The 20,566-nt window shown below is 67.1% G+C and carries 13 protein-coding genes; 1 reads left to right on the top strand and 12 read right to left on the bottom strand.

The features are described from left to right. Nucleotides 1-183: 183 nt before the first annotated feature. The 4 genes from tuf to rpsL form a co-directional block, all read right to left on the bottom strand. Nucleotides 184-1,377, bottom strand: coding sequence for an elongation factor Tu (gene tuf, locus ACFYZS_RS16510; protein WP_053687966.1), 1,194 nt, complete (start codon nt 1,375-1,377; stop codon nt 184-186). 151 nt (nt 1,378-1,528) lie between these two features. Further along, nucleotides 1,529-3,661, bottom strand: coding sequence for an elongation factor G (fusA, locus tag ACFYZS_RS16505; RefSeq protein WP_030873555.1), 2,133 nt, complete (start codon nt 3,659-3,661; stop codon nt 1,529-1,531). 39 nt (nt 3,662-3,700) lie between these two features. Beyond that, a complete protein-coding gene (gene rpsG / locus ACFYZS_RS16500; RefSeq protein ID WP_007265894.1) occupies nt 3,701-4,171 on the bottom strand; it encodes a 30S ribosomal protein S7 in 471 nt (156 codons plus the stop codon). Nucleotides 4,172-4,173: 2 nt separating this feature from the next. Beyond that, nucleotides 4,174-4,545 carry a 30S ribosomal protein S12 gene (gene rpsL, locus ACFYZS_RS16495; RefSeq protein WP_007265893.1) on the bottom strand — a complete coding sequence of 124 codons (372 nt, stop codon included), beginning with the start codon at nt 4,543-4,545 and terminating at the stop codon, nt 4,174-4,176. A gap of 454 nt (nt 4,546-4,999) precedes the next feature. Here rpsL and ACFYZS_RS16490 point away from each other — a divergent pair, with 454 nt between their 5' ends. After that, nucleotides 5,000-7,489, top strand: coding sequence for a YfhO family protein (locus tag ACFYZS_RS16490; protein WP_389012244.1), 2,490 nt, complete (start codon nt 5,000-5,002; stop codon nt 7,487-7,489). 101 nt (nt 7,490-7,590) lie between these two features. Here the strand turns inward: ACFYZS_RS16490 and ACFYZS_RS16485 are convergent, their stop codons facing one another. From ACFYZS_RS16485 to rplK, 8 genes are all read right to left on the bottom strand, one after another. Then, the gene (locus tag ACFYZS_RS16485; protein ID WP_030154672.1) at nt 7,591-11,490 is read right to left on the bottom strand and encodes a DNA-directed RNA polymerase subunit beta'; all 3,900 of its coding nucleotides are present in this window, start codon (nt 11,488-11,490) and stop codon (nt 7,591-7,593) included. Between the two features lie 97 nt (nt 11,491-11,587). Continuing rightward, complete coding sequence (gene rpoB, locus ACFYZS_RS16480; protein ID WP_099889949.1) at nt 11,588-15,070, bottom strand: DNA-directed RNA polymerase subunit beta; 3,483 nt, start codon at nt 15,068-15,070, stop codon at nt 11,588-11,590. 618 nt (nt 15,071-15,688) lie between these two features. After that, nucleotides 15,689-16,075 (bottom strand): 50S ribosomal protein L7/L12, encoded by a 387-nt coding sequence (rplL, locus tag ACFYZS_RS16475; RefSeq protein WP_048474779.1) that lies wholly within the window; start codon nt 16,073-16,075, stop codon nt 15,689-15,691. A gap of 110 nt (nt 16,076-16,185) precedes the next feature. Continuing rightward, nucleotides 16,186-16,716, bottom strand: a complete 531-nt coding sequence (rplJ, locus tag ACFYZS_RS16470) for a 50S ribosomal protein L10 (protein ID WP_099889951.1) — start codon at nt 16,714-16,716, stop codon at nt 16,186-16,188. 308 nt (nt 16,717-17,024) lie between these two features. Beyond that, entirely contained in the window at nt 17,025-17,909 is an 885-nt protein-coding gene (locus ACFYZS_RS16465; RefSeq protein ID WP_389012240.1) for a hypothetical protein, read from the bottom strand. A 74-nt stretch (nt 17,910-17,983) separates the two neighbouring features. Beyond that, on the bottom strand, nt 17,984-18,955 hold the full coding sequence (locus ACFYZS_RS16460; protein WP_389012237.1) for a hypothetical protein: 972 nt from the start codon (nt 18,953-18,955) through the stop codon (nt 17,984-17,986). A 192-nt stretch (nt 18,956-19,147) separates the two neighbouring features. After that, nucleotides 19,148-19,876, bottom strand: coding sequence for a 50S ribosomal protein L1 (gene rplA, locus ACFYZS_RS16455; RefSeq protein WP_030154662.1), 729 nt, complete (start codon nt 19,874-19,876; stop codon nt 19,148-19,150). Between the two features lie 89 nt (nt 19,877-19,965). Continuing rightward, complete coding sequence (gene rplK / locus ACFYZS_RS16450; RefSeq protein WP_030154660.1) at nt 19,966-20,400, bottom strand: 50S ribosomal protein L11; 435 nt, start codon at nt 20,398-20,400, stop codon at nt 19,966-19,968. Between the last annotated feature and the right edge of the window lie 166 nt (nt 20,401-20,566).

Below are 20,566 nucleotides of genomic sequence, written 5' to 3'. Positions count from 1 at the left end.
GATCGGGGGTGCGGCCCTCTTCCGATGCCCGTACGTCCTGCACGTCCGTACGCCCGTACGCCGTACGTCCTGCACGTCGTCCGTACGACGAAGGGCCCCTCCCCCGCCGCCGAAGCGGTGGGGAAGGGGCCCCTCTGTCAAACATGGTGCCCGCTCGCGCGAGCTACCAGGTCAGAGCACGAATTACTTCGTGATCTTGATGACCTGGCCGGCGCCGACCGTACGACCACCCTCACGGATGGCGAACTTCAGGCCCTCCTCCATGGCGACCGGCTGGATCAGCGCGACCGTCATCTCGGTGTTGTCGCCCGGCATGACCATCTCCGTGCCGGCCGGCAGGGTGACGACACCCGTGACGTCCGTGGTACGGAAGTAGAACTGCGGACGGTAGTTGTTGAAGAACGGGGTGTGACGACCACCCTCGTCCTTCGACAGGATGTAGGCCTGGGCCTCGAACTCGGTGTGCGGGGTGACCGAACCGGGCTTGATGATGACCTGGCCGCGCTCGACGTCCTCGCGCTTGATGCCACGGAGGAGCAGACCGACGTTCTCGCCGGCCTGGCCCTCGTCGAGCAGCTTGCGGAACATCTCGATACCGGTGACCGTGGTGGTGGTCTTGGTCTCCTTGATACCGATGATGTCGACGGTCTCGTTGACCTTCAGGACACCACGCTCGATACGGCCGGTGACGACGGTACCGCGACCGGTGATCGTGAAGACGTCCTCGACGGGCATGAGGAACGGCTTCTCGGTGTCACGCGGCGGGGTCGGGATGGCCTCGTCGACGGCGGACATGAGGCCGAGGAGCTTCTCGCCCCACTCCTTGTCGCCCTCGAGGGCCTTCAGCGCGGAGACGCGGACGACCGGCAGGTCGTCGCCCGGGAACTCGTACTCGGAGAGCAGCTCACGGACCTCGAGCTCGACGAGCTCCAGGATCTCCTCGTCGTCCACCATGTCGGCCTTGTTCAGGGCGACGACGATGTAGGGGACGCCGACCTGGCGGGCCAGGAGCACGTGCTCCTTGGTCTGCGGCATCGGGCCGTCGGTGGCGGCGACCACGAGGATCGCGCCGTCCATCTGCGCGGCACCGGTGATCATGTTCTTGATGTAGTCCGCGTGACCCGGGCAGTCGACGTGGGCGTAGTGACGCGCCTCGGTCTGGTACTCGACGTGCGCGATGGAGATGGTGATACCGCGCTGGCGCTCCTCAGGAGCCTTGTCGATCTGGTCGAAGGCCGAGGCCTCGTTCAGGTCCGGGTACGCGTCGTGCAGCACCTTGGTAATGGCGGCCGTGAGGGTCGTCTTACCGTGGTCAATGTGACCGATGGTGCCGATGTTGACGTGCGGCTTAGTCCGCTCGAACTTCGCCTTCGCCACGGGGGTCCTCCTGGAGAGTGGTTCTGTACGCCTTACAGATCGGCGCCAGGTGATCTTTGCTGGAAAGCCGGCCGGTCCCCGGGGCAACGGGAGTGAATCCTGTTGCCCCAGAGGCTGCCGGTGACAAGCCTAAAGCGTGTACTCGGAAGAGTTACTCGCCCTTGGCCTTCGCGATGATCTCCTCGGCGACGTTCCGGGGAACCTCGGCGTAGGAGTCGAACTGCATCGAGTAGCTGGCGCGACCCGAGGTCTTGCTGCGGAGGTCGCCGACGTAGCCGAACATCTCCGAAAGCGGCACGAGGCCCTTCACGACGCGAGCGCCGTGACGCTCCTCCATGGCCTGGATCTGGCCACGGCGGGAGTTGATGTCGCCGATGACGTCACCCATGTAGTCCTCGGGCGTGGTGACCTCGACGGCCATCATCGGCTCCATGAGCACGGGGGACGCCTTGCGCGCGGCCTCCTTGAAGGCCTGCGAACCGGCGATCTTGAAGGCGAGCTCGGAGGAGTCGACCTCGTGGTAGCCACCGTCGAGAAGCGTGACGCGGACGCCCGTCATCTCGTACCCGGCCAGGATGCCGAACTGCATGGCCTCCTGCGCACCGGCGTCGACCGAAGGGATGTACTCCTTCGGCACGCGGCCACCGGTGACCTTGTTCACGAACTCGTACGCCGGGCCGTCGGCCTCGGTGATCGGCTCGATCGCGATCTGCACCTTGGCGAACTGACCGGTACCACCGGTCTGCTTCTTGTGGGTGTAGTCGTGACGCTCCACGGTGCCGCGGATGGTCTCGCGGTACGCGACCTGCGGCTTGCCGACGTTGGCCTCGACCTTGAACTCGCGCTTCATACGGTCGACCAGCACCTCGAGGTGCAGCTCGCCCATACCGCCGAGGATGGTCTGGCCCGTCTCCTCGTCCGAGTGAACGTGGAAGGAGGGGTCCTCCTCCGCCAGGCGCTGGATGGCGACACCCAGCTTCTCCTGGTCACCCTTGGACTTGGGCTCGATGGCGACCTGGATGACCGGAGCCGGGAAGTCCATGGACTCCAGGATCACGGGCTGCTTGTCGTCACACAGCGTCTCACCGGTGGTGGTCTGCTTCAGGCCCATGACGGCGACGATGTCACCGGCGCCCACCGCGTCGATCTCTTCACGCTTGTTGGCGTGCATGCGGTAGATCTTGCCGATGCGCTCCTTCTTGCCCTTGACGGAGTTCAGCACCGAGGTGCCGGCCTCCAGGCGGCCCGAGTAAACCCGGACGAAGGTGAGCTTGCCGAGGTGCGGGTCGCTCATGATCTTGAACGCCAGCGCCGCGAGGGGCTCCTCGTCGGACGGCTTGCGCTTCACGACAACCTCGGCGTCGCGGACGTCGTGGCCCTCGATGGCCTCGATGTCCAGCGGCGACGGCAGGTAGCGGACGACGGCGTCGAGCAGGGGCTGAACACCCTTGTTCTTGAACGCCGTGCCACAGAACACCGCGGTGATCGTGGGCTCGCCCTTGCCCTTGCCGGAGCCGAGGATGATGCGACGGACGGCAGCGTGCAGCTGCTCCACGGACGGCTCGTCGCCGTTCAGGAAGAGCTCCATGATCTCGTCGTCGTTCTCGGCGACGGTCTCGACCAGCTTGCCGCGCCACTCTTCAGCAGCCTCGGTGTGCGTGGCCGGGATGTCGACGATGTCGTACATCTCGCCCTTGGTCGCCTCGGCGGACCAGACGAACGCCTTCATCGTGACGAGGTCGACGACACCCTGGAAGTCGGCCTCGGCACCGATGGGGAGCTGCATGACGATCGGAACCGCACCGAGGCGGTCCTTGATCATGTCGACGCAGCGGTGGAACTCGGCGCCGGTGCGGTCGAGCTTGTTGACGAAGCAGATGCGCGGCACGCCGTAACGGTCGGCCTGACGCCACACCGTCTCCGACTGCGGCTCCACACCGGCGACACCGTCGAACACGGTGACGGCACCGTCGAGGACGCGGAGCGAACGCTCCACCTCGACCGTGAAGTCCACGTGACCCGGGGTGTCGATGATGTTGATGGTGTGGTCGACGTCCTCGAGCGGCCAGTGGCAGGTCGTCGCGGCAGACGTGATCGTGATGCCGCGCTCCTGCTCCTGCTCCATCCAGTCCATCGTGGCAGCGCCGTCGTGGACTTCACCGATCTTGTAAGACACACCGGTGTAGAACAGGATGCGCTCGGTGGTGGTCGTCTTGCCCGCGTCGATGTGAGCCATGATGCCGATGTTGCGCACCTTGGCCAGGTCAAGCGAAGTGGTAGCCATATCGGCTCAGTCTTCTCTCGGTCTCGATGTGGGTTGGGACTACCAGCGGTAGTGCGCGAAGGCCTTGTTGGACTCGGCCATCTTGTGCGTGTCCTCGCGCTTCTTGACGGCAGCGCCAAGACCGTTGGAGGCGTCGAGCAGCTCGTTCATGAGGCGCTCGGTCATGGTCTTCTCACGACGGGCGCGGGAGTAACCCACGAGCCAGCGGAGGGCCAGGGTCGACTGGCGACCCGGCTTGACCTCGACGGGGACCTGGTAGGTCGCGCCACCGACACGGCGGGACTTGACCTCGAGGGACGGCTTGACGTTCTCCAGCGCGCGCTTCAGCGTGATGACCGGGTCGTTGCCGGTCTTCTCGCGGAGGCCTTCCATGGCGCCGTAAACGATGCGCTCGGCGGTGGAGCGCTTGCCGTTCAGGAGGATCTTGTTGATGAGCGACGTCACCAGAGGAGATGCGTAGACCGGGTCGATGATGACCGGGCGCTTCGGGGCGGGGCCCTTACGAGGCATTCTTACTTCTCCTTCTTGGCGCCGTAGCGGCTGCGGGCCTGCTTGCGGTTCTTGACAGCCTGGGTGTCAAGCGCACCGCGGATGATCTTGTAACGAACACCCGGCAGGTCCTTCACACGGCCACCACGCACGAGCACGATCGAGTGCTCCTGCAGGTTGTGTCCCTCACCCGGAATGTAAGCGGTGACCTCGATGCCGGAGGTCAGACGCACACGCGCGACCTTACGGAGCGCCGAGTTCGGCTTCTTCGGGGTGGTCGTGAACACACGCGTGCAGACGCCGCGGCGCTGGGGCGAAGCCTCAAGCGCGGGCGTCTTCGTCTTCTCGACCTTGTCCTGCCGGCCCTTACGGACCAGCTGCTGGATCGTAGGCACTACTTCTCCGGTTTCTGTGTGCCGTGTAGTGAAGCTAACCTGGAACTTTGCCGACCCACGCGGTCGGGTGTGTCGGATCCGGCGGGACTCCGCGCAAGCACGGAAACGCATGGATCGCGGTGGCTGATCCGGCTCTCATGCGGTTGATGGACACGCACAGGAGCCCAGGCACACCCCAGGCACAAGGTCTGAGCGTACCTACCGCATCCCATCCGGTCAAAACAAAGGCCCGCGCGGGACGAGCGCGAATCGCCGCCGGTCATGTGCCGCTTGGGCGAGAGCCCGGTGTGGCCCTGCCGACGCGCGCATGTGGTAAAGGCGTGCTAAGCGGCGCCGGAAGGAGCGGCCGCCCCCGCGAACTAAACTGCCCCAGCGATTCACTTGATTCGTCCCGAAACGGCACGGGCATCCACGGGCAACCACAAGCATCCACGAGCACTCAGGGAGCGGGACATTGCGGACGGTCACCTCGGAGACGACGGCGACGGACCGTCCGGTCGTTCCGTCCCCCCGGCGCCGCCCCCTGCGGCTCGTCCTCGGACCCGCCCGGCTGCGCGGCCGCCTGTACGGGCCCCTGCTGGCCTTCCTGATCACCTCGGCCGCGTTCTGCTCGGCCTGGGCCGCCCGCGGCACCTTCCCCTTCGGCAACACCGGCCGGGCCATCAACGACCAGGCCAACCAGTACGTGCCCTTCCACCGCGCGCTCTGGGACCTGGTCCACGGGCAGGCCGCCGGTGACGTGCTCTTCACCTGGCGCGGCGGCTTCGGCCAGCAGTTCCTGTCCGACTACTACACCTACCTCGGCAACCCGTTCTCCTGGCTGGCCGTCCTGGTCCCGCGCGACCACGTCGACCTCGCCGTCTTCGCGATCACCCCGGTCACGATGGGCACCGCCGCCGCCGTCATGACGGTCTACCTCGGCAAGCTCCACCCCGGCCCCTGGTGGCAGCGCGGGGTCCTCGGCGCCTGCTACGGGCTCTGCGGCTGGGCGCTCAGCGACGCCTCGTACATCCCGATGTGGCTGTGGGGCCTGGTCGCGCTCCCCCTGCTCGGCATCGCCGTCGAGTGGTGCCTGGAGGAGCGCCGCTGGCCGGGGGTGGCGCTGTTCGTCGCGCTCGCCTGGTTCGGCAACTTCTACACCGCGATGATGGCCACGATGGCCGCCTGCGTGCTGCTCGCCATCCGCCTGATCACCCGGGACATGACCGGCCGGCAGAGGCTGCGCGCCCTGTGGCGGGCCGCGACGGCCGCCGGCACGGGCATCCTGCTGACCCTCCCGCTCCTCCTGCCGTCGTTCCTCTCCAGCGGCTCCGCCCAGCCCACCCAGGCCGGGGCCTTCGAGCCCGTACGGATCGAGCTCTTCCTGGCCGGGATGCTCCCGGCCACCCACCTGTGGGGCGGCCGGCCGCGGCTGTACGTGGCCTCGCTCGGCCTGATCCTCGCCGGATCGTTCCTGTTCAACGCCGCCATCGCCCGCCGGACCCGCCTGGTGTGGGCCGCGGCCACGCTGCTCGTCCTCGCCTCGTTCCAGTTCCCGCCGACCCAGTACGTGTGGCACGGGCTGGCGGTGCCGAACGGCAATCCGTACCGCGAGGCCTTCGTCTTCAGCGGCATGGTGGTGGTCCTGGCCTGGCTGGCCCTGGCCCACCGCCCCCGCCCGCTGCACCTGGGGCTGACGGCCGCCCTGCTGGTGGCGGCCACCTTCGTACTGCGCCGCGCCGACGACTTCGGCGGCTGGACCTGGCCGGCCGTGCTGGTCGGCGGGGGCGTCTCGCTGCTGGCCCTCGTCCTCCTCGCACTGGGCGAGAAGCGGCGGTACCTGATCCCGGTGGCCGCGGTCCTCATGGTCGGCGTGGTCTTCGCCGAGTCCACGGTGGCGGCCGCCGGCGCGGACTCCCGCCGCAGCCGCGAACGCTGGGCGAAGCCGGTGGCCACCTCGAACCGCTCGATCGACGCGCACTTCGACGCCGTCCGGCAGGTGGACGGCTGGCCCGCGTACCGGACCGACTCCGGCGCGCCGCAGAGCTCGTACAACGACGCCCTCGCCCTGCGCGCGGAAGGCCCGCAGTACTACAGCAGCTACCTGCCGGAAGCCACGTACCGGGCCCTGGAGCCCCTCGGCTACGGGTTCAAGAACGACGGCCGGACCTTCTTCGGCGCCGACGACCCCGTGCTCGACGCGATCTTCTCGATCGGTGCCCGGGTCCGCCCGGGAGCCGCCCCGAACAGCTGGACGGCCGCGCGGTTCGCGGCCCCTCCCCTGGTCACGGTCCGCAGCGCCCCCTACACCTCCCCGAACCCGGCGGACAGCGTCTACGCCCGCCAGGAGAACGTCCTGGGCGCCACCGTCCACCAGGTCCCGCAGGTCACCCGCGGGGGCACCGCCACGGAGCAGACGTACGCCGCCCAGTGCACCCCGGGCTCCGAGGCCTACTGGTACTCCCCCGAGCTCTACGGCACCCTCACCCACGCCGGCACGCCCCGCCCCCTGGAAGACCGGATGACGGGCGTGATCCGCCTGGGCAAGGTCCCCGCGGACGGCAAGGTGGCGGTGACGGTCCACACCCGGACCAAGGACGCGACGGCGGGCGAGCACCCCGTCGGCTGCCTGGACCGGGCCGCACTGGACACGGCGATCGCCTCCCTGAAGTCCACGGGCGCCACCGAGGTCACCGCGGGCGGCCACTCCATCGGGGCCACCCTCCCGAAGGGCGCCACCGGCACCGCGGTCTTCGCGATGACCGACGTCCCGGGCTGGCAGTGCACGGCCCCGGTGAAGAGCTTCCACGGCCTGGTCTCCGTGGACCTCCCCGCGGGCACCGACAAGGTCTCCTGCACCTTCACCCCCAAGGGCCTCACCCCCGGCCTGGCCGCCGCCGCCCTGGCCCTCCTGACCCTCACCTCGGTCACCCTCACCGGCTTCCGCCGCCGGCGCCGCGCCTGACGGCATCCCCCGCGGCCCCGGGGCAACCCCGGGGCCCGGGAGCACGAAGAAGCCCCCCGCCGCTCCTCTCGGAGCTGCGGGGGGCTTCCTCATACGAGCTGTCAGCCGTTGTACGGGCCGTAGTCGTAGTCCTCCAGCGGGACCGCCTGGCCGGAGCCGGTGCCGAAGGGCGAGTAGTCGATGTCGTCGTAGCCGACGGCCGAGTACATCGCGGCCTTCGCCTCCTCGGTGGGCTCGACCCGGATGTTGCGGTAGCGGGCGAGGCCCGTACCGGCCGGGATGAGCTTACCGATGATGACGTTCTCCTTGAGGCCGATGAGGCTGTCGGACTTGGCGTTGATCGCCGCATCCGTCAGGACTCGGGTCGTCTCCTGGAAGGAGGCGGCCGACAGCCAGGATTCCGTCGCCAGCGAGGCCTTGGTGATACCCATCAGCTGCGGACGGCCGGAGGCGGGGTGACCGCCCTCGGTGACCACACGACGGTTCTCGGTCTCGAACTTCGAGCGCTCGACGAGCTCGCCCGGCAGGAGCTCCGCGTCGCCGGACTCGATGATCGTCACGCGGCGGAGCATCTGCCGGATGATGATCTCGATGTGCTTGTCGTGGATCGACACGCCCTGCGAGTTGTAGACCTTCTGGACTTCGCCGACCAGGTGGACCTGGACGGCACGCTGGCCGAGGATGCGCAGCACGTCGTGCGGGTTGGTGGCACCCGCGGTGAGCTTCTGGCCCACCTCGACGTGGTCGCCCTCGTGCACGATGACCTTGGCGCGCTTCGAGATCGGGAACGCCGTCTCGTCGCTGCCGTCGTCGGGCGTGATGACGATCTTCTTCGTCTTCTCGGTCTCCTCGATCCGCACGCGGCCGGCGGCCTCGGAGATCGGGGCGACACCCTTCGGGGTACGGGCCTCGAAGAGCTCGACGACACGCGGCAGACCCTGCGTGATGTCGTCACCGGCCACACCACCGGTGTGGAAGGTACGCATCGTCAGCTGGGTACCGGGCTCACCGATGGACTGGGCGGCGATGATGCCGACCGCCTCGCCGATGTCGACCAGCTTGCCGGTGGCGAGCGAGCGTCCGTAGCAGAAGGCACAGGTGCCGACCGCGGACTCACAGGTCAGGACCGAGCGGGTCTTGACCTCCTCGACGCCGTTGGCGACCAGGGCGTCGATCAGGACGTCACCGAGGTCGACGTTGGCCGGCGCGATGACCTTGCCGTCGATGACGACGTCCTCGGCCAGCATGCGGGCGTAGACGGACGTCTCGACGTCGTCGGCCTTGCGCAGCACGCCGTCCTCGCCGCGAACGGCGATCTTCAGCTTCAGGCCGCGCTCGGTGCCGCAGTCCTCCTCGCGGATGATCACGTCCTGCGAGACGTCCACCAGACGACGGGTCAGGTAACCCGAGTCGGCGGTACGCAGGGCGGTGTCCGCCAGACCCTTACGGGCACCGTGCGTGGAGATGAAGTACTCCAGAACGGTGAGGCCCTCACGGAAGGACGCCTTGATCGGACGCGGGATGGTCTCGTTCTTCGCGTTCGACACCAGACCACGCATACCGGCGATCTGTCGCATCTGCATCATGTTTCCTCGGGCACCCGAGTCAACCATCATGAAGATGGGGTTCGTCTTGGGGAAGTTCGCGTTCATCGCCTCGGCAACCTCGTTGGTCGCCTTGGTCCAGATCGCGATGAGCTCCTGCGTGCGCTCGTCCTTGGTGATCAGACCGCGCTCGTACTGCTTCTGGACCTTCTCGTCCATCGCCTCGTAGCCCGCGACGATGGCCTTCTTGGCCTCGGGCACGACGACGTCGGAGATGGCCACGGTGACGCCCGAACGGGTCGCCCAGTGGAAGCCGGCCGCCTTCAGGTTGTCGAGCGTCGCCGCCACGATGACCTTGGGGTAGCGCTCCGCCAGGTCGTTGACGATCTCGGAGAGCTGCTTCTTGCCCACCGAGTAGTCGACGAACGGGTAGTCCTCGGGCAGCAGCTCGTTGAAGAGCGCACGGCCCAGCGAGGTCTTCAGACGGAAGCTGTCGCCCGGCTGGAACTCCTGCTCGCCCTCTTCGGCGACCGGCGGCACCCAGCCGCGCGGCGGGATGGTGCCCACCGGGAAGCGGATGTCGACGGACGACTGCAGCGCGAGCTCGCCGGCGTCGAACGCCATGATCGCCTCGGCCGTGGAGCCGAACGCACGGCCCTCGCCCTTGGTGTCACGCAGCTCACCGTCGGTGGTCAGGAAGAACAGACCGAGGACCATGTCCTGGGTCGGCATCGTGACCGGACGGCCGTCGGCCGGCTTGAGGATGTTGTTCGAGGACAGCATCAGGATGCGGGCCTCGGCCTGCGCCTCCGCGGAGAGCGGCAGGTGCACGGCCATCTGGTCACCGTCGAAGTCCGCGTTGAACGCGGTGCAGACGAGCGGGTGGATCTGGATGGCCTTGCCTTCGACCAGCTGGGGCTCGAAGGCCTGGATGCCGAGGCGGTGCAGCGTGGGCGCACGGTTCAGCAGGACCGGGTGCTCGGCGATGACCTCTTCGAGCACGTCGTACACGACCGTGCGGCCGCGCTCGACCATGCGCTTCGCCGACTTGATGTTCTGCGCGTGGTTCAGGTCGACCAGGCGCTTCATCACGAACGGCTTGAAGAGCTCCAGCGCCATGGCCTTGGGCAGACCACACTGGTGCAGCTTCAGCTGCGGACCGACGACGATCACGGAACGCGCGGAGTAGTCCACGCGCTTGCCGAGGAGGTTCTGACGGAATCGACCCTGCTTGCCCTTGAGCATGTCGCTCAGGGACTTCAGCGGACGGTTGCCGGGGCCCGTGACCGGGCGACCACGACGGCCGTTGTCGAAGAGGGCGTCGACCGCCTCCTGGAGCATGCGCTTCTCGTTGTTCACGATGATCTCGGGGGCACCGAGGTCGAGAAGGCGCTTCAGGCGGTTGTTGCGGTTGATCACGCGGCGGTACAGGTCGTTCAGGTCGGAGGTCGCGAAGCGGCCACCGTCCAGCTGCACCATCGGACGCAGGTCCGGCGGGATGACCGGCACGCAGTCGAGCACCATGCCCTTGGGGCTGTTGCTGGTCTGCAGGAACGCGGAGACGACCTTGAGGCGCTTGAGCGCACGGGTCTTCTTCTGGCCCTTGCCGGTACGGATGATCTCGCGGAGGCGCTCGGCCTCCTCCTCGAGGTCGAAGGACTCCAGGCGCTTCTGCAGCGCCGCGGCACCCATCGAACCGTCGAAGTACGTACCGAAGCGGTCGCGCAGCTCGCGGTAGAGCAGCTCGTCGCCCTCGAGGTCCTGGACCTTGAGGTTCTTGAAGCGGTTCCAGACCTCGTCCAGACGGTCGATCTCGCGCTGGGCGCGGTCACGGAGCTGCTTCATCTCGCGCTCGGCGCCTTCGCGCACCTTGCGGCGCACGTCGGCCTTGGCGCCCTCGGCCTCGAGCTCGGCCAGGTCGGTCTCGAGCTTCTTGGCACGGCCTTCGAGGTCCGCGTCGCGGCGGTTCTCGATCTGCTGGCGCTCGACGGAGACGTGGGCCTCCAGCGACGGGAGGTCGCGGGTGCGGCGCTCGTCGTCCACGAACGTGATCATGTACGCGGCGAAGTAGATGACCTTCTCGAGGTCCTTCGGCGCGAGGTCCAGCAGGTAGCCAAGGCGCGACGGGACGCCCTTGAAGTACCAGATGTGGGTGACGGGAGCGGCAAGCTCGATGTGGCCCATCCGCTCACGACGCACCTTGGCGCGCGTGACTTCGACGCCACAGCGCTCACAGATGATGCCCTTGAAGCGGACACGCTTGTACTTGCCGCAGTAGCACTCCCAGTCCCGGGTCGGACCGAAGATCTTCTCGCAGAAGAGTCCGTCCTTCTCGGGCTTGAGGGTGCGGTAGTTGATGGTCTCCGGCTTCTTGACCTCGCCGTGCGACCAGGTTCGGATGTCGTCCGCGGTGGCAAGGCCGATCCGCAGCTCGTCGAAGAAGTTGACGTCGAGCACTGTGCGTCAATCCCTCTTTCGGGGTCGAGTCTCAATCATGGTCTGAACGGTCCCGGGGATGACGGGGGGCTCTTGAGCGAGCCCCCCGTCAGGCCCGTCAGACCTCTTCGACGCTGCTCGGCTCGCGCCGGGACAGGTCGATACCGAGCTCCTCCGCCGCGCGGAAGACGTCCTCGTCGGTGTCGCGCATCTCGATGGACATGCCGTCCGAGGACAGCACCTCCACGTTGAGGCAGAGCGACTGCATTTCCTTGATGAGCACCTTGAAGGACTCGGGAATGCCCGGCTCGGGGATGTTCTCGCCCTTGACGATGGCCTCGTAGACCTTCACTCGGCCGGTGACGTCGTCGGACTTGATGGTCAGCAGCTCCTGGAGGGCGTAAGCGGCGCCATAAGCCTCGAGCGCCCACACCTCCATCTCACCGAAGCGCTGGCCACCGAACTGCGCCTTACCACCCAGCGGCTGCTGCGTGATCATCGAGTACGGACCGGTCGACCGCGCGTGGAGCTTGTCGTCGACCAGGTGGTGGAGCTTGAGGATGTACATGTACCCGACCGAGATCGGGTCCGGGAACGGCTCACCGGAGCGGCCGTCGAACAGACGCGCCTTGCCGGACGGGAGGACCAGGCGGTCGCCGTCGCGGTTCGGGATCGTGTGCTCGAACAGGCCGGCGAGCTCGTCCTCGCGGGCACCGTCGAACACCGGGGTGGCGACGTTGGTGCCGGGCTCGACGCGGTCGGCGCCGATGGCCTTCAGTCGCTCGGCCCACTCCTCCGCCAGGCCGGAGACGTCCCAGCCGCGGCTGGCGAGCCAGCCGAGGTGGATCTCCAGGACCTGTCCCGGGTTCATTCGGGACGGGACACCCAGCGGGTTCAGGATGATGTCGACCGGCGTGCCGTCCTCAAGGAAGGGCATGTCCTCGATCGGAAGGATCTTGGAGATGACACCCTTGTTGCCGTGGCGGCCGGCGAGCTTGTCACCGTCGGTGATCTTGCGCTTCTGGGCGACGTAGACGCGGACCAGCTGGTTCACGCCCGGGGGAAGCTCGTCGCCCTCCTCGCGGTCGAAGACGCGGACGCCGATGACCTTGCCGATCTCACCGTGAGGGACCTTGAGCGAGGTGTCACGCACCTCGCGGGCCTTCTCACCGAAGATCGCGCGGAGCAGGCGCTCCTCGGGGGTCAGCTCGGTCTCACCCTTGGGCGTGACCTTGCCGACGAGGATGTCGCCGGCGACGACGTCCGCACCGATGCGGATGATGCCGCGCTCGTCGAGGTCGGCGAGGACCTCCTCGGAGACGTTCGGGATGTCCCGGGTGATCTCCTCGGGGCCCAGCTTGGTGTCACGGGCGTCGACCTCGTGCTCCTCGATGTGGATCGAGGAGAGGACGTCGTCCTGCACGAGGCGCTGCGACAGGATGATCGCGTCCTCGTAGTTGTGGCCTTCCCACGGCATGAACGCGACGAGCAGGTTCTTGCCGAGGGCCATTTCGCCCTCTTCGGTGGCCGGGCCGTCGGCGAGGACCTGGGCCTCGACGATCCGGTCGCCCTCGTTGACGATGACCTTCTGGTTGACCGAGGTGCCCTGGTTCGAGCGGGAGAACTTGGCGACGCGGTACGTGGTGTACGTGCCGTCGTCGTTGGCGACGGTGATGTAGTCGGCCGAGACCTCCTGGACGACACCGTCCTTCTCCGCCTTGATCGAGTCGCCGGCGTCGACCGCACAGCGGTACTCCATGCCGGTGCCGACGAGCGGGGCCTCCGCCTTGATGAGCGGAACGGCCTGGCGCATCATGTTCGCGCCCATGAGGGCGCGGTTGGCGTCGTCGTGCTCGAGGAAGGGGATCATCGCGGTCGCGACGGACACCATCTGGCGCGGGGAGACGTCCATGTAGTCGACGTCGTCGCCGGCGATGTAGTCGATCTCGCCGCCACGACGGCGGACCAGTACGCGGTTCTCGGTGAAGCGCATCTCGTCGTTCAGGCCGGCGTTGGCCTGGGCGATGACGAAGCGGTCTTCCTCGTCGGCGGTCAGGTAGTCGACCTCGTCGGTGACGACGCCCTCGACGACCTTGCGGTACGGGGTCTCGACGAAACCGAACGCGTTGACGCGACCGTAGGACGCGAGCGAGCCGATCAGACCGATGTTCGGGCCTTCAGGGGTCTCGATCGGGCACATGCGGCCGTAGTGCGACGGGTGCACGTCACGGACCTCGAAGCCGGCCCGCTCACGGGACAGACCACCGGGACCCAGAGCCGAGAGACGACGCTTGTGCGTCAGACCCGACAGCGGGTTGTTCTGGTCCATGAACTGCGACAGCTGGCTGGTGCCGAAGAACTCCTTGATGGAGGCGACGACCGGCCGGATGTTGATCAGGGTCTGCGGCGTGATCGCCTCGACGTCCTGCGTGGTCATGCGCTCGCGGACGACGCGCTCCATACGAGCCAGACCCGTGCGGACCTGGTTCTGGATGAGCTCGCCGACGTTGCGCAGACGACGGTTGCCGAAGTGGTCGATGTCGTCGGTCTCGACGACGATCGAACGGCCCGACTCACCGGTGGTCTCGGTCTCGCCCGCGTGGAGCTTCACGAGGTACTTGATCGTCGCGATGATGTCGTCGGTGGTGAGCACACCGGCGTCCAGCGGCTCGTCGGCGCCGAGCTTCTTGTTCACCTTGTAGCGGCCGACCTTGGCGAGGTCGTAGCGCTTCGGGTTGAAGTAGAGGTTCTCGAGCAGCGTCTGAGCGGCCTCGCGGGTCGGCGGCTCGCCCGGGCGCAGCTTGCGGTAGATGTCGAGCAGCGCGTCGTCCTGGCCCTGGGTGTGGTCCTTCTCCAGGGTGGCGCGCATGGACTCGTACTCGCCGAACTCCTCGAGGATCTGCTCGGTGGTCCAGCCGAGAGCCTTCAGGAGGACGGTGACGGACTGCTTGCGCTTGCGGTCGATGCGGACACCGACCATGTCGCGCTTGTCGACCTCCATCTCCAGCCAGGCACCCCGGGACGGGATGATCTTGGCGGAGAAGATGTCCTTGTCGGACGTCTTGTCGATGGAGGAGTCGAAGTAGACACCGGGGGAACGGACGAGCTGCGACACCACGACACGCTCGGTGCCGTTGATGACGAAGGTGCCCTTGTTGGTCATGAGCGGGAAGTCGCCCATGAAGACCGTCTGAGACTTGATCTCACCGGTCTCGTTGTTCGTGAACTCGGCCGTGACGAAGAGCGGCGCCGCGTACGTGAAGTCGCGCTCCTTGCACTCGTCGACGGAGTTCTTCGCCGGCTCAAACCGGTGGTCGCGGAACGTCAGCGACATCGAACCGGAGAAGTCCTCGATCGGCGAGATCTCCTCGAAGATCTCTTCCAGACCGGACTTGGTGGGAACGTCCTGTCCACTCTCGAGCGCCGACTCGACGCGAGACTTCCAGGCTGCATTGCCGAGCAGCCAGTCAAAGCTCTCGGTCTGCAGCGCCAGGAGGTTCGGAACCTCGAGGGGCTCCTTGATCTTTGCAAAGGAGATGCGCAGCGGGGCGGTGCTGGCACCGGTGTTCGTATTGGTCGAGGCGTTGCGCGAGGCGGCCAAGAGGGGGTCCTTCCGAGGGCTCGGACTCACTACGCGCGTACCGGTCCCAGCTGACACAGAAGACGGCCCGCCTGATTCGGTCGAAAAGACCTGGTCAGGGCGTATCGATCAAGTGTGCTCGAGCGTGGGCATGCCCCTGGCGACGGGCAGGGGGCAGCTAACAGGCAGCGCAAAGGGTCAGTGTAGCCACTTGGCTCACTGATGTCCAGACCAGGTTTCCGGAAACCGGCAACAGGCCTTCCCCATGTCGTTTAAACCAACCCTGCGACCCTGCGTCCAACACGCGGCCCTCATGGCTCTCGCACACAGAGCGCGTATCAGTACTGCCCTCTTCGTAGTCGATCCATGCCTCGGATCCTCGATCCGTGCCGCGGATCTCCGACCGGTCCCGCACGGGTCCGATCGATCCCACAACGGGACTGAGAATTGCGCGCCGCGTGCCGTTCGTCAAGGCCCCCTGCTCCGTGCGGATCAGCTCCGGACCCGGCTGCGGGGCAACGATGATCACCCTACTCCCCAACGAGACCAGGGCAAGTCAGGCACTGCGGGTACGCCAAAGGGCGACCACCCTTACGGGTGATCGCCCTTGGATGGGGCCTCAGGAGGGCCCCAGAGGTGTTACTTGACCTCGACGGCCGCACCGGCGCCCTTGAGGGCCTCGGCGGCCTTCTCGGCGGCGTCCTTGGCAACCTTCTCGAGGACGGGCTTCGGGGCGCCGTCAACGAGGTCCTTGGCCTCCTTCAGACCCAGGGAGGTCAGCTCGCGCACGACCTTGATGACCTGGATCTTCTTGTCGCCGGCACCGGTGAGGATGACGTCGAACTCGTCCTTCTCCTCCTCGGCGGCGGCGGCGTCGCCACCACCCTGACCCGGGGCGGCAACGGCGACGGCCGCGGCGGCGGTGACGTCGAACTTCTCCTCGAAGGCCTTCACGAACTCGGAGAGCTCGATGAGGGTCATCTCCTCGAACTGGGCGAGGAGGTCGTCCTGAGAGAGCTTCGCCATGATGGGCGATCCTTCCACTAATTCGGCAGGTGCCGGATGTATATAGAGGCGGGCGTAACGGCCCGCTACGACCCACGCACTAGGCGGCGTGGATCAGTGCGCGAGCCGAATTACTCGGCACCGCCCTGCTCGGCGAGCTTGACGCGAAGCGCTTCCGCGGTGCGGACGAACTTCGACGGCAGCGCCTGGAAGAGCGAGGCAGCCTGAGACTGCTTGCCCTTGAACGCGCCGGCCAGCTTGCTGAGCAGAACCTCGCGGGACTCGAGGTCCGCAAGCTTCTTGATCTCATCGGCGGTGAGCGCCTTGCCATCAAGGACACCCGCCTTGATGATGAGATTCGGGTTTTCCTTGGCGAAGTCACGCAGGCTCTTCGCCGACTCCACCGGGTCACCGGTGATGAAGGCGACCGCGGTCGGACCAGCGAAGTGCTCGTCCAGCGCGGTGATCCCGGCCTGGTTGGCCGCAATCTTGGTCAGCGTGTTCTTCACCACGGCGTACTGGGCGTTCTCACCGAGAGAGCGACGCAGCGTCTTGAGCTGCGCGACGGTGAGACCCCGGTACTCGGTCAGCACGGCGGCGTTCGAGCTCTGGAACGCGTCCTTGAGCTCGGCTACCGATGCAGCCTTGTTGGGCGTCGGCATGGTGCGTTCGCCTCCTTCCGGGTGATGAGGACCGCTCAGAAGGGGCTGACATACGAAACGCCCCGGCGCAGGCGCCAGGGCGTAGCTCAACCGGAATGAATTCCGGGAACAATCCAAGGTCACCTGCGCAGGACGTCCGCAATTGGCGGATCCTTCGGCCGTCGCACCCTCACGGGCACGACAACGACCAGCGGTCTTTGGCTTCTCCGGAAGAGTACGTGAACCGGCCGACCCGAGGCAAATCGCCTCGGAAGCGGCCGGTGAGCAGCCGGGGGAGCGCCCGGGAATCCCGGGCGCTCCCCCGGGGCTCAGGAGCCGCCGAGACCGCCCAGCCCCGCGTCCTTCAGGGTCTGGTCGGCCTCCTTCAGCGTGTCGTCGACGCCCTTGAGCTTGTCGTCGATGCCCTTCATCACGTCGTCGAAGTCGGCCACCTGGTCGGCGGGCGGCGCGGTGACCGGTGCGGTCGTGCCGAAGCCGGAGAACTTCGCCGAGAGCTTCGTCGTGCCGTCCTTGGTGCCCTGCGCCGATTCGACGCGGACGGGGTAGCCGTCCTTGCCGATCCACAGGTCCACGTCCAGGGTGGTGTACTCCTTCAGCGCCTCGTGGAGGTACTGCCGGTTCGCCGCTTCCATCACCTTGGTGGACTCGTCCGCCGCGAGCAGGTCGGCGTTGGTGAGGCCGGCCTTGAAGTGCTTGGCCTCCGCGCCGTCGATCTGCTCGGTGCCGACCAGCGTCAGCTTCTGCTGGCCCAGGAGCACGGCGAGGTAGTCGGCCGGGTCGTCGTTGAACCGGGAGCGGGGCTTGCCGTCCTTGTTCAGGTTCATCTTCATCCAGGACTTGCCCTCCAGGGGCTTGTCCGAGTGGGTGTAGATGACGTCGCCGATCATGACCTGGTTGGCGCCGTCGCCCTTGGCGTCGATGCCGGTGGCCGACGGGTACCAGCCCTTCGTGCCCGTGAGCTGTTCGGCCTTGCCGCTGCTCGGGGTGATGGTCATCTCGTACTTGGCGAACTTGGCGGCCACCGTCTTGGCGTAGGACGCCTTCACCGCGTCCGCCGGCGTCTCCGCCTTCGCCGCCGTCTTGGCGTCGGCCTTCCCCTCGGCCTTGTCGGTCCCGCAGGCGGTCAGGCCGCCCACGAGCAGTGCGGCCCCCGCCGCCGCGACGCCGGCCCGGGTCAGTACGGCCGTGTTCATCGGTGTTCCCCCATGGGTGGTTCTGGTGGTTCTGGTAGTTCTGGTGTTGCGAAAGGCCCCGCGGCCGGTCGGGCTCAGATGCCCGCTCCGGCGCCGTCGGCGCCGAGGTCCTTGAGCATCGCGAAGAGGTCGAGGGTCTCGTTCTCCGGCGGGGTCTGGACGGTCGCCGTCGCGGCGTAGTCCGAGTACGAGGCGTCCAGGTCGAGGGAGCCCCCGGGCGTGCCGATGGCGACCTTCATGCGGGCCGGGTAGCCGTCCTTGTTCACCCAGACGTCCATGTCGTAGCCCTTGATGCCGGCCTTCTTCATGGCCTCGGTGAGCTTCGCGCGGTCGGCCTCGGGCAGCGCCTTGGAGCCCTCGTTCGCGGCGAGCATCTCCTCGAAGGTCAGGGTGCCCTTGTAGTGCTGGGCGTCGGCGCCCTCGACCTTCTCGGAGCCGACCAGCTTCACGTTCGGCGAGGCGAGCAGCAGGGCCAGCTGCTTGGCGGGGTCCTGGTTCTGGTCCATCCCGCTCATGCCGCCCATGCCGCCGACGCCGCCGAGCTTCTTCAGCGCCTCGGCGTCTCCCGAGGCCTCGGCCGCGGCCTTCATGTCGAGCTTCATCCAGCGCTTGCCGTCCATGCCCGCGGACAGCGGGGAGTCGGTCGGCATCTCCATGTACATGACGTCCTTGGCCATGACCATGCGCATGGAGTCGACGCCGGTGGTGCCGAGCCCGCCCTTCATGGTGATGTCCATGACCTGCGGGTCCCACCCCTGGACGCCCGTCATCTCGATGCTCTCGCCGCCGAGCGCGCCGGACATCTTCATCGTCATGCGCACCTTGGCCGACTTGGCGGCCGAGGTCTTCTTGTAGGCCGCGGTGAGGGCCTCGGTGGCCGAACCGGCCGCCACGGGCGCGGAGGGCTGCGCGGAGGCCGCGCCGGCGGCCTTGCCGGAGTCTTCCTTCTTGCCGTTGTCGCACGCGGTGGCCCCGCCCACGAGCAGTACGGCGGCCAGCGTCGCCCCGGCTGCCTTCTTCCGGTACGCAGCGCGGTATGCAGACATGGAGATCCCCACCCCTGTGTGATCGTTGGTTTTCACGCCGACCCTACGTTCCCCCGTCGGGCCGCCGCGCGCCGGTTACCGCCCAGTTCGGAATATGTGGTCCGAAACACGGAAAACGGGCCCCCCGCCGCCCTGTGAAGGGGGCGAGGGGCCCGTTTCAGCCACTCAGGTGAGCCGGGGGCTCAGCGGAGCTCAGACAGCGGCCGGGTCTTCCTCGACGAGGAGGTTCCGGGTGCGGTTCGAGTCCAGCTGGATGCCGGGGCCCATCGTGGTGCTCAGGGCGGCCTTCTTGACGTAGCGGCCCTTCGCGGCGGACGGCTTCAGACGAAGGATCTCGTCCAGGGCCGCACCGTAGTTCTCGACCAGCTGCTCATCGGTGAAGGAGACCTTGCCGATGATGAAGTGCAGGTTCGAGTGCTTGTCGACACGGAACTCGATCTTGCCACCCTTGATCTCGGTGACAGCCTTGGCAACGTCCATGGTGACGGTGCCGGTCTTCGGGTTCGGCATCAGGCCACGGGGACCGAGCACGCGGCCGAGGCGGCCGACCTTGCCCATGAGGTCCGGAGTGGCGACAACCGCGTCGAACTCGTTCAGGCGGTTGCCCTTGGCGATCTCGTTGATCAGCTCGTCGTCGCCGACGATGTCGGCGCCGGCGGCTTCCGCGGCCGCAGCACGGTCACCGGTCGCGAAGACCAGGACCCGGGCGGTCTTACCGGTGCCGTGCGGGAGGTTCACGGTGCCACGGACCATCTGGTCGGCCTTGCGCGGGTCGACACCCAGGCGGAAGGCGACCTCGACGGTGGCGTCGAACTTGGTCGTGGAGGTCTCCTTGGCGAGACGGACGGCCTCGAGCGGGGCGTACAGCTTCTCCCGGTCGACCTTGGCGTCCGCAGCGCGGAGAGTCTTGCTGCGCTTCACTTCTGCTCCTGTATTTCGGCTTCAGGCATGGAGTCGTGGTGCGGACCAGCGCTTGGTCCTACCACTGGTGGTGCTGGGGGGTGGCTGGATCAGCCTTCGACCGTGACGCCCATCGAGCGCGCGGTGCCGGCGATGATCTTCATCGCGGCGTCGACGTCGTTGGCGTTGAGGTCGGGCATCTTCAGCTCGGCGATCTCGCGGACCTGGGCGCCGGTGAGCTTGGCGACCTTGGTCTTGTGGGGCTCGCCGGAGCCCTTCTCGATGCCCGCGGCCTTCAGGATGAGGCGCGCGGCCGGCGGAGTCTTGGTGATGAAGGTGAAGGTGCGGTCTTCGTAGACCGTGATCTCCACCGGCACGACCATGCCACGCTGCGACTCGGTCGCGGCGTTGTAGGCCTTGCAGAACTCCATGATGTTGACGCCGTGCTGACCGAGCGCGGGGCCGACCGGCGGAGCCGGGTTGGCCGCACCGGCCTTGATCTGGAGCTTGATAAGCCCCGTGACCTTCTTCTTCTTGGGAGGCATTGCTCTCTCCGGGTCCTAGTGAGAGTTTTTCGCCGCCAATCCGGTCATCCGGATGGAGGCATACCGCACCACGATAACGGGTATCGGAGCGGGGCTAAAAACCGAGCAGGTCAGACCGCCCTTCACGGGGCGATCTGACCTGTCCGGAAGCGTTGGCTCAGAAGAT

Origin of the sequence: Streptomyces sp. NPDC001903 (genome assembly GCF_042891345.1) — a bacterium.
In the GTDB taxonomy this organism is placed as follows: Bacteria; Actinomycetota; Actinomycetes; order Streptomycetales; family Streptomycetaceae; genus Streptomyces.
Note: the sequence above shows the minus strand (reverse complement) of the source record. Positions and strands in the feature narration are given on the sequence as shown.

Bases quoted from the DNA above. Each gene is read 5' to 3' on its own strand.
- fusA (WP_030873555.1), bottom strand. From the start codon at position 3,661: ATGGCTACCACTTCGCTTGACCTGGCCAAGGTGCGCAACATCGGCATC.
- rpsG (WP_007265894.1), bottom strand. From the start codon at position 4,171: ATGCCTCGTAAGGGCCCCGCCCCGAAGCGCCCGGTCATCATCGACCCG.
- rplL (WP_048474779.1), bottom strand. From the start codon at position 16,075: ATGGCGAAGCTCTCTCAGGACGACCTCCTCGCCCAGTTCGAGGAGATG.
- rplJ (WP_099889951.1), bottom strand. From the start codon at position 16,716: ATGCCGACGCCCAACAAGGCTGCATCGGTAGCCGAGCTCAAGGACGCG.
- ACFYZS_RS16465 (WP_389012240.1), bottom strand. From the start codon at position 17,909: ATGAACACGGCCGTACTGACCCGGGCCGGCGTCGCGGCGGCGGGGGCC.
- ACFYZS_RS16460 (WP_389012237.1), bottom strand. From the start codon at position 18,955: ATGTCTGCATACCGCGCTGCGTACCGGAAGAAGGCAGCCGGGGCGACG.
- rplK (WP_030154660.1), bottom strand. From the start codon at position 20,400: ATGCCTCCCAAGAAGAAGAAGGTCACGGGGCTTATCAAGCTCCAGATC.